Source organism: Streptomyces sp. NRRL WC-3549 (genome assembly GCF_000721935.1).
GTDB lineage: Bacteria > Actinomycetota > Actinomycetes > Streptomycetales > Streptomycetaceae > Streptomyces.
The window spans coordinates 933-1310 of sequence record NZ_KL585424.1 but is presented as its reverse complement, the minus strand read 5'-3'; positions in this window follow the sequence as shown (position 1 = coordinate 1310).

Here is a 378-nt window from a genome sequence, read left to right as displayed (position 1 = left end):
CGTCCGTACCGGCCGGGACGGCCGCCGGCCCGCCCGTGGCACAACCAGGGAGGCCCTCACCGCGATCGGTGAGGGCCTCCCTGGTGTTCAGAGTGCGGTGGTGAAGCCCCAGCCCGGCTCGAGCTCCTGACGGTCTGCGAACGCTGCGGTAGGTGTCATGGCCGGAGCGTACGCCCGGCCGACCGGGCTAAACAGCCCTGTCCTCGGGGACCTACGCCTCGCCGCGTCTGCGACACCCCGCCCCGCAGCGCGGTTTCAGGGCGTCCAGTCGTTCAGAGCGGAGGCGATTTCGCGGATGCCGAGCCCGTCCGCGGCCGCCGGAGAGGCCCAGCCGCGTTCCGCGACCATCCGGGACAGGGCGTCGGAGAAGGGTAGCGG